The sequence below is a fragment of the Actinomycetota bacterium genome (assembly GCA_030774015.1).
Taxonomy (GTDB): domain Bacteria; phylum Actinomycetota; class UBA4738; order UBA4738; family JACQTL01; genus JALYLZ01.
In genome coordinates this window covers 20,854-29,780 of record JALYLZ010000041.1, presented here as the reverse complement: position 1 = coordinate 29,780, position 8,927 = coordinate 20,854, and the positions used below count along the sequence as shown (strand labels likewise).

10 protein-coding genes are annotated in these 8,927 nt (G+C 72.6%); 5 read left to right on the top strand and 5 right to left on the bottom strand.

Going from position 1 to position 8,927, the window contains the following annotated elements; translation table 11 throughout:
* Window positions 1-1,095 (bottom strand): trypsin-like peptidase domain-containing protein (locus M3Q23_03900; protein ID MDP9341255.1); only part of this gene is annotated, 1,095 nt, incomplete at its 3' end.
* Window positions 1,096-1,156: 61 nt separating this feature from the next.
* Entirely contained in the window at window positions 1,157-1,744 is a 588-nt protein-coding gene (locus tag M3Q23_03895; GenBank protein ID MDP9341254.1) for a histidine phosphatase family protein, read from the bottom strand.
* Window positions 1,745-1,780: 36 nt separating this feature from the next.
* On the opposite strand from M3Q23_03895, the gene M3Q23_03890 reads away from it, so the two are divergent.
* Together M3Q23_03890 and M3Q23_03885 are read left to right on the top strand one after the other, a co-directional pair.
* Window positions 1,781-2,725 (top strand): GerMN domain-containing protein, encoded by a 945-nt coding sequence (locus M3Q23_03890; GenBank protein ID MDP9341253.1) that lies wholly within the window; start codon window positions 1,781-1,783, stop codon window positions 2,723-2,725.
* Between the two features lie 28 nt (window positions 2,726-2,753).
* Entirely contained in the window at window positions 2,754-3,038 is a 285-nt protein-coding gene (locus tag M3Q23_03885) for a hypothetical protein (GenBank protein ID MDP9341252.1), read from the top strand.
* Between the two features lie 105 nt (window positions 3,039-3,143).
* Here M3Q23_03885 and M3Q23_03880 read toward each other — a convergent pair whose 3' ends face one another.
* The gene (locus M3Q23_03880; GenBank protein MDP9341251.1) at window positions 3,144-3,347 is read right to left on the bottom strand and encodes a cold-shock protein; all 204 of its coding nucleotides are present in this window, start codon (window positions 3,345-3,347) and stop codon (window positions 3,144-3,146) included.
* 236 nt (window positions 3,348-3,583) lie between these two features.
* On the opposite strand from M3Q23_03880, the gene M3Q23_03875 reads away from it, so the two are divergent.
* Window positions 3,584-3,832 (top strand): hypothetical protein, encoded by a 249-nt coding sequence (locus M3Q23_03875; GenBank protein ID MDP9341250.1) that lies wholly within the window; start codon window positions 3,584-3,586, stop codon window positions 3,830-3,832.
* 22 nt (window positions 3,833-3,854) lie between these two features.
* Here the strand turns inward: M3Q23_03875 and M3Q23_03870 are convergent, their stop codons facing one another.
* Window positions 3,855-4,124 (bottom strand): hypothetical protein, encoded by a 270-nt coding sequence (locus M3Q23_03870; protein MDP9341249.1) that lies wholly within the window; start codon window positions 4,122-4,124, stop codon window positions 3,855-3,857.
* Window positions 4,125-4,162: 38 nt separating this feature from the next.
* Entirely contained in the window at window positions 4,163-5,749 is a 1,587-nt protein-coding gene (gene aceB / locus M3Q23_03865) for a malate synthase A (protein ID MDP9341248.1), read from the bottom strand.
* Window positions 5,750-5,888: 139 nt separating this feature from the next.
* Between aceB and M3Q23_03860 the strand changes: the two genes are divergently transcribed.
* Both M3Q23_03860 and M3Q23_03855 read left to right on the top strand, forming a co-directional pair.
* Window positions 5,889-7,355, top strand: coding sequence for an AMP-binding protein (locus M3Q23_03860; protein MDP9341247.1), 1,467 nt, complete (start codon window positions 5,889-5,891; stop codon window positions 7,353-7,355).
* Between the two features lie 61 nt (window positions 7,356-7,416).
* Window positions 7,417-8,919 (top strand): glycerol-3-phosphate dehydrogenase/oxidase, encoded by a 1,503-nt coding sequence (locus M3Q23_03855; GenBank protein ID MDP9341246.1) that lies wholly within the window; start codon window positions 7,417-7,419, stop codon window positions 8,917-8,919.
* The last annotated feature ends 8 nt before the right edge of the window (window positions 8,920-8,927 follow it).

Genomic DNA, 8,927 nt, shown 5'->3' with positions numbered 1-8,927 from the left:
GACCGTGACGGTCCGCTCGGCGCCGCGGGCGTCCACCACGGTCACCTGCGCCTTGTCGCCGGGCGACTGGGCCTGGATCAGCGCGCCGAGGTCGTCGGAGGTGTTCACGGCCTTCCCGTCGAACGCCGAGATGACCTCACCCCCCTTGATCCCGGCGGCGGCGGCGGGGCTTCCGGGTGTCACGTCCAGCACGTAGGCGCCCTGGGTGACCGGCAGCGAGATCTGGAACACGAGGGCCTTGGTGACGTCCGTGGTGTCCACCCCCAGGAACGCCACGGGGGCCGACGGGTTGTTCACGGCCTGCTCGATGGTTGGCTTGGCGGAGTCGATGGCGATGGCGAACCCGATGTTCTCGGCCTGGGAAGCCCCCGCCGTGTCGATCCCGACCACCTGCCCGGCCAGGTTCACCAGCGGCCCGCCGGAGTTCCCGGGGTTGATGGCCGCATCCGTCTGGATGACGTCGCCGTAGGTGCGGGTGCCGAAGTTCGGGTCGCTGACCGGGAGCGAGCGGTGCAGGGCCGAGACGATGCCGCTGGTCACGGTGGGCCCGCCGTTCAGGGCCAGCGCGTACCCCAGCGCCACCACGTGCTCCCCCAGCTCCAGCTGGCTGGAGTCCCCGAGCGACAGGGAGGGCATGTCGTGGCCGTCGATTTTGACCACGGCCAGGTCGGAGCTGGGGTCGCCACCGATGACCCGGGCGTCGAACCGCTGCACGTCGGGCGGAGGCGTGATCACGGTGATGTGCTGGGCGCACTCCACCACGTGCCAGTTCGTCACGATCAGGCCATCGGAGCGGATGACGAACCCGGTCCCCACCCCCCGGCCGGGCTGGCTCCCGAACAGCGTGTGCTGGAGGAGGAGGTTGGTGGTCACGTTCACCACCGAGGGAAGGACCCGGTGCACCACCGCCACCACGGGGTCCTCGTTCGGGTTGCTCGTGGGCAGGGGGGAGCCCGAGGGAAGCGGGATCGGGGAGGTGGTTCCCCGGAGCGAGATGGGGAACGGAGCGCTGGAGCCGCTCACGTGACCGGCCGGGACGGCGCACGCCGTGAGCAGGCTCCCGAGCGCGAGGAACGAGAGGATCGCTCGCTTCATCCGTGAGCTATTCGTCATGAGCGGCCGCGTCGTTCTGCCAGTCTAGGCCGGCCTCCCGGCGCTAGCAGGAGACCGCGTCGAAGGGGTCGACCAGCTCGGGGGGCCCCGGCACCAGCCGGACCGCGGACAGGTGGGGGATGTTCACGGACTTGTAGGTGGTGAAGTCGCCGCGGCGCCCCCACAGGTACGCCGCCACCAGCGGGGCCTCGTGCGAGACGCCCAGCACCATGCCCTCCGGGTGGGCGGCCTCGGCCTCGTGCGCCCACTGCACGATCCGCTCCCCCACCCGGTCCAGGGGGTCGAGCGGCGCGTTCCGGATCGGGTCGCCGGTGACGCGTCCGTACTCCGGCGAGGCCAGCAGGTCCTTCCACGACCGCCCCTGCCAGGCCTCGTTCGCCACCCACTCGATGAGGCGCTCGTCCGTGATGACCTCCAGCCCGTGCGGGGCCGCCAGGGCCCGGGCCGTCTCCTGGGCCCGCTCCAGCGGGCTGGCGTGGACCGCCACGACGGGAGCCGAGGCCAGCAGGGCCCCCACCCGCTCGGCGTGCTCGAGCCCGGCGGCGGAGAGGTGGAAGCCGGCGAGCCGGCCGTACACCACCCCTTCGGGGTTCTCCACCTCGGCGTGACGGACACCCAGCACGGCGGACACGGCCGGCCACTGTACACGCCGGGATACGCTTCCCGGGTGGACGAGCGAGTGCTCCTGGTGGAGGACGATCCGTCGGGTCCAACCATGAAGCGCCTCATCGTCCTGGCGGCGGCGATCGCCGTGGTCGCCGCGGCCTGCGGCGAGCGGGGTGCCCACTCCGTCGGTCCGGCCCCCACCGGCCCGGTCTCCACGACGCTCCCCCCGACCGAGGTCCAGGTCACCGCCACAGCAACCGCGAGCGGTCCCGTCGAGGTCCCGTCCGTCACCTTCGAGTTGTGGTTCGCCCGAAGCGACCACCTGTTCGCGATCCCATGGGTGGCGCCGGAGACGCAGGCGGTGGGGCGGGCCTCGCTGGAGGCCCTGCTCGGCGGTCCCCCCAACCCGAGCGTGGCGGAGAGCGTGGGGACCCAGGTCCCGCCCGGCACCACGCTCCTCGGACTGTCCATCTCGAACGGCGTGGCCACGGTGGACCTGTCGCCCGAGTTCCTGTCCGGGGGAAGCTCGGTCTCGGAGTTCACCCGCATCGGACAGGTCGTGTTCACCATCAGCCAGTTCCCCACGGTGAAGGGCGTGGCCCTCCAGCTCGACGGCCAGCCCATCCAGCCCTTCGACATCCAGGGCGCGGCCCTGCACCGGCCCTGGCAGCGGTCGGACTTCGAGCAGCTCCTGCCGGCGATCGTGGTGGAGAGCCCGACCATCCGCGTGGCGGTCTCCAGTCCGGTGAAGATCTCCGGCACCGCCGACGTGTTCGAGGCCACGGTGAACCTGCGGATCCTGGACGAAAACGGGAACGAGATCGCCTCCGGCTTCACCAGCGCCACCTGCGGGACGGGGTGCCGCGGGGCCTTCCAGACGAAGCTCGCGTTCCACGTCGACCACGATCAGCCCGGCACGGTGGAGGCGTTCGAGGCCAGCGCCGAGAACGGCCAGCCCATCAACGTCGTCGACATCCCGGTGACGCTGCTGGCCTCCACCGGCTAGGCTGGCTGGCCGAGCGCAAGGAGAGATCGTGGGCGATCACAAGGAAGTCCGCTACGAACGGCTGTACGTGAAGGTTCCGGGCACGGACCGGCTCCGCAAGGGTGCCGCCGGCCGTCTGCACCACCTGCTGAACAGCGGGTGGAGGGAGACCGAGCGGGTCCAAAACGGCGACTACATCAGGGTCAGGGTGGAACGGACGGGGCATCACCCCGAGTTCGTCAGGCTCAAGGAGGCGCCGCCCCCCGCTCCCCGGGACCGGCGACCGGGAGGCCCGGGAGGCTTCCGCGGAGGCGGCGGGGGTCGCCGGGGCTGATCCACCCGGTCGCCACGCTTTCACGTTTCCACCGAGCCCACCACGCGACGCGGCCGCCCTCTGCGGGCGGCCTCGATCGTTCTACGTTTCGCTCGCGGTCAGCGATTACGCCACGGGCCGCACGTTGGTCGCCTGGGGGCCCTTCTGCCCCTGGGTGACCTCGAACTCGACCCGCTGGTTCTCCTCGAGGTTCTTGTAGCCGGTCCCCTGGATCGCGCTGTAGTGCACGAACACGTCCGGACCGCCCTCCTGGGAGATGAAGCCGTACCCCTTCTCGGAGTTGAACCACTTCACGACACCTGTTGCCACGAACAATCCCCTCCTTTCCTGGCCGTCCCGGACTCGTGCCGGCCCGTGGACCCGTCCGTCGGCCTCCGGCCTCTCGGCCGGGCGAGGGAACTGCTCGGAGCCTGAAACTGCGATGCCGTGCCCTCAGGCGAACTATACCAATCGCCTCTGACATCCCGTCATCGCCGGTGTCCAACTGCGGCCATCCAGACTTCCGGCTAAAGCAGGTGGGGGAGGCTCCCGAGACTTCAATCGAGATGTCCACCACCTCCGTCCTGTGTGACGACTGCCGGCTGACGTCCGCGGCGGCCGCCCTGCTCGCCCAGGTCCTGCGAGACCTTCGCCGCGACCGGCCCACCGACCCCCGGTGGGGGGCGGACGTGTGCTCCAGCTGCGGTGAGGTCACCGGGGTGTTCGACGACGCGGAGGGATGGGCGTTCGGGACCCGCGCCCCGGTCCCGACGGCCCGCTCGACCGAGCACCAGGCGTTCGTCTGGGTGGCCTGACCGGCCTCGCCCTCCCGGGCCCCTACAGCAGGCTCGACTGGTCCGAAGGCGGCCGGGTTCGGGCCTGCCGTTCGCCCTCGTCCTGGGCCGGATGCTCCACCACCGCGACCACCCGCGTGGCCATGAACCGCCCGGTGCGGACGGCCTGGCCGGATCGGGTGATCTCGGCCACCTCCACGACCCCGCGAGCCGTGGAGACCTCCACCCGCCGGCCGGCTTTGGTCGCGGCGATCTCGTAGGTCTGGACGCCGTTCCCGGTGTCCACCACGATCTCCACGCGGTCGCCCTTCATGGTCCCGTCCATCCTACGTCCGGCCGCCGACGCGCTCTCTAGTCGATGCGCTCGTAGGCGGGGATCGTCAGGAACTCGATGAACGCTTCCTCCATGGCCACCTGCTCGAACAGCTCCCTGGCGTCGTCGTAGCGGCCCTCTGCGAAGGCCCGATCTCCCGCCGCGGCCCGGATGCGGTCCAGCTCCTCCCGGACCACCCTCGCCACGAGGTCGCGGGTGACGGGGCCGCCCTCCGCGAGCTCCGCCCCATGGTGGACCCACTGCCACACCTGGGACCGGGAGATCTCCGAGGTGGCGGCGTCCTCCATCAGGTTGTCGATGGCCGCGGCCCCGACGCCGCGGAGCCACGAGGCCAGGTACTGGATCCCCACGCTGACGTTGCTCCGGACGCCGGCCGCGGTCACAGCTCCCTCCGGGACGCGGATGTCCAGCAGATCGCGGGCGGAAACCGCCACGTCGGCGCGGGTTCGATCCAGCTGGTTGGGGCGGTCGCCCAGCACCCGGTCGAACTCCGCCATGGCCGTGGGGACGAGGTCGGGGTGCGCCACCCACGTCCCGTCGAAGCCGTCCCCGGCTTCCCGGACCTTGTCGGCGGCCACCGCGGCCAGCGCCCGCTCGTTCGCCTCGGGGTCCTTCCGGCTGGGGATGTACGCGGCCATGCCGCCGATGGCGTGAGCGCCCCGGCGGTGGCACGTCCGCACCAGCAGCTCCGTGTACGCGCGCATGAACGGAACGGTCATGGTGATCCTGGCGCGGTCGGGCAGCAGGAACTGTGGGTGGCGGCGGAACTTCTTGATGACGCTGAAGATGTAGTCCCACCGGCCGGCGTTCAGTCCCCCCGAGTGGTCGCGAAGCTCGTACAGGACCTCCTCCATCTCGAACGCCGCCAGGATCGTCTCGATGAGCACGGTGGCCCGGATCGTTCCCCGGGGGATCCCCAGCCGGTCCTGGGCCAGGGAGAAGACGTCGTTCCACAGGCGTGCTTCGAGGTGGCTCTCCAGCTTCGGGAGGTAGAAGTACGGCCCGGAGCCCCGTTCCAGCAGCTCCCGCGCGTTGTGGAAGAACGCCAGCCCGAAGTCGAACAGGCTCGCGGACACCGGCTCGCCGTCGACCACCACGTGGCGCTCCACCAGGTGCCAGCCCCGGGGGCGCACCACCAGCGTGGCCACGTCGTCGTGGAGCCGGTACGCACGGCCGTCGGGGCCGGTGAACTGGATCCGCCGGCGTACCGCCTCGGCCAGGTTCACCTGTCCCCCGGCCATGTTGGCCCAGGTCGGGCTGTTGGCGTCCTCGAAGTCCGCCATGAACACCCGCGCCCCCGAGTTCAGCGCGTTGATCATCATCTTGCGGTCGGTGGGCCCGGTGATCTCGACCCGGCGGTCCTCGAGGTCGGCCGGCGCCGGCGCCACCCGCCAGTCGCCCTCGCGGACGCTCTTCGTCCCCGGCAGGAAGTCCGGCCGCTCGCCGGCGTCCAGGCGGGCCTGGCGTTCCCCGCGGGCCTGGAGCAGCTCCGCGCGGCGGCCACCGAACTCGCGCTGGAGGGCGGCCACCAGCTCGAGCGCCTCCCCGGTGAGGATCTCCTCGAACCGGTCGCCGGGCCGGCCCCGGACCTCGACGTCCCTCACGAACCGCTCCTCCCGGCGACCAGGGCCTCGCGGTTGGTCAGGACTGCCCGCCGGCCGGAGCCACATTATCCGCCGCCCGGTCGGCGCTCGCTCCGGCGAGCGGTCCAGCCCGGCCCGGTCGGATACCGTGGACGCAACCATGGACGAACTCCTTCCCGCGGTCCTGGCGGGAGGTGGCGGCGAGGCGCTCAGGGCCGCCGGTCGGTCCCTGACCTACGGGCAGCTTCGGGACGCCGCCTCGGCGGTGGCCGCGCTCCTGGACGCCGGCGAGCGCGTGGCGGTGTGGGCAGAGCCGGCCCTGGAGACGTGCGCCGGCGTGGTCGGGACCCTGCTGGCCGGCGCGGTCGCCGTCCCCGTCAACCCCCGAACCGGGACCCTCGAACTGTCCCACGTCCTGCGTGACGCCGCTCCCCGCCGGGTACTGGCCGGCCCGAAGGACGAGCTTCCCGGCGCCCTGGCGTCACTCGAACGGATCGACGTCGACCTGGGGGCCTCGGGCCGCCCCCTCCGCCCCGAGCCCGGCCCGGATGCGCCCGCGCTGGTGTTCTTCACGTCCGGGACCACGGGCCCGCCCAAGGGCGCGGTGATCCCGCGCCGGGCGCTGGCCACCAACCTGGACGCGCAGGCCGCGGTGTGGGAGTGGACGTCCGACGACGTCCTCACGCACGGCCTGCCCCTCCATCACGTGCACGGCCTGGTGCTGGGCGTGCTGGGCTCCCTCCGGACCGGCGGCCGCGTCCACCACGTGGGGCGGTTCCTCCCCCATGCCATCGCCCAGGAGCTGGCCGGCGAGGCCTCGATGCTGTTCGCGGTGCCGACCATGCACCGGGATCTGGCCGACGCGGCCGAGGCCGATCCGGCCGTGGCCGGGGCGCTCGCCCGGGCCCGCCTGCTGGTGTCGGGCTCCGCTCCCCTCCCCCACCGGGACTGGGCCCGGATCGAGCGGGCTACCGGACAGCGCATCGTGCAGCGCTACGGCCTCACCGAGACCCTCATGAACTGCGCCGTGCCGGCCTCGAGCGACCGGCGGCCGGGGACGGTCGGGCCGCCGCTGCCCGGTGTCGAGGTGGGCCTGATCGGCGGCGGCGGGGTGCCGGTCGAGGGAGAGGGAGAGGGAGAGGGAGAGGAGCCGTCGGGCGAGGTCCTCGTGCGCGGCCCCAACGTGTTCCTGGGCTACCTGAACCGGCCGGACGCCACGAGGAACGCCCTGCGCGACGGGTGGTTCCACACCGGCGACGTGGCCATCAGGGACGAGGACGGGTGGTACCGGATCGTGGGGCGGCGGGACATCGACCTCATCAAGACCGGTGGGCATCGCGTGGGGGCGGGCGAGGTGGAGGCCGCCCTGCTCGACCACTCCGCGGTGTCGGAGGCTGCCGTGACCGGCGAACCCGACGACCGCCTGGGGCAGCGCATCGTGGCCTGGGTGGTGCTGCGGCCGGAGCGCGAAGCGACCGCGACGACCGCGGCGGAGCTGGAGGACCACGTGGCGGCAACGCTCGCCCCACACAAGCGTCCCCGGGTTGTTCGATTCGTGGACGCGCTCCCTCGCAACGAGATGGGGAAGATCGTGAAGACGGCCCTCCGGGCCCCCGGCGCTTCCTGAGACCCGGGGACGGCAAGGCCGGCCGGGGAGCGCGCGTCCCCGGCCGCTACCATGGCCCGGCATGCTTCCCCTGGCCGCGGACACCCGCCGAACCGATCTGGGGCGCATGGCGGAGACCGAGCTCGACCTCCTGGTGGTCGGCGGCGGCATCGCCGGGGCCGGGATCGCCCTGGACGCCGCGTCCCGAGGCCTCTCGGTGGGACTGGTGGAGCGGGAGGACTTCGCCTCCGGGACCTCCGGGCGTTCCTCCCGGATGGTCCACGGCGGCGCCCGCTACCTCGAGCACTACGACTTCGGCCTGGTGCAGCAGGCCCTCCGGGAGCGCGTGGTGATCCTCCGCCTGGCTCCGCACCTGGTCCGCCCCGTCACCATGTACGCGCCGACGAGTTCCTCCCGCCAGCAGTTCCTGTTCCGCCTCGGCCTCACGGTGTACGACACGCTGGCCCTGGGGCGAAACCTGGGACGCCACCGGGCCGTGGACGCCGCCGAGCTGCATCGCGTGGCGCCCGGCCTGGGACGCCCCACCCGGGGCGTGCGGTACTGGGAATGCCGGACCGACGACGCCCGGCTGACCCTGGAGGCGGTCCGCGCGGCGAAGCGGCACGGCGCCCTCGTCGCGAACCACGCCGAGGTGACCGCGCTGATCGGCGAGGGCCGGGTCCGGGGCGCCAGGGTGCTCGACCACCAGACCGACGAGCACCTCGACGTCCAAGCTCGGATCACCGTGAACGCGACGGGCGTGTGGGCCGACTCGGTCCACACCATGGCGGCCCGCGCCGGAGGGATGCTCCGCCCCAGCAAGGGCGTCCACCTGGTGTTCCGGCCGGGGGCGGTGGACACCAGGACGGCGCTGTTCGTCCCCTCCGGAGCCGGCGACCGCCGGTTCGTGTTCGTGATCCCGTGGGGGGACCGGGTGTACGCCGGGACCACCGACACGGAGTACCACGGCGGCCTCGACGATCCAGCCGTGGAGGAGGCCGACCTCGAATACGTGCTCCAGGCCGTGGCCGCGGCGTTCCCCGGCGTCACGCGAGACGACGTCACGGCTACCTGGGCCGGCCTCAGGCCGCTGTTGGGCGGGGCCCGTGGCCCGACAGCCGACCTCTCGCGCAAGCACCGGATCTTCGAGGACCCGCCGGGGCTCCTCACCATCACCGGCGGCAAGCTCACCACCTACCGGGCCATGGCCGAGGAGCTGGTCGACCGGGCGGCCCGGGCCCTGGGAACCGGCGGCCGGTGCCGGACCCGCGAGCTTCCGCTCGGGCTCACCCGCCCGTTCAGCGAGGCGCTGGGGCGAGCGATGGCGGAGGGAACCGCTCTCGGGCTGCCGGAAGCCTCCGCCCGCCGCCTGGTGACCCGGTTCGGCGACGACTGGAAGGAGGCGCTTCGGCTCATCGGCGAGGACCGGTCGCTGGGCGATCCCGCCGTTCCCGGGTTCCCGGTCCTCCAGGTGGAGCTGAACCTGGCCCGGACGCGCGAGATGGCCCTCACCGACGACGACGTGCTCGTTAGGCGGACCCGCCTGTCCACGATGGACGCGAGCGTCCGGCTCCCGGCGGGCTGACCGGCACC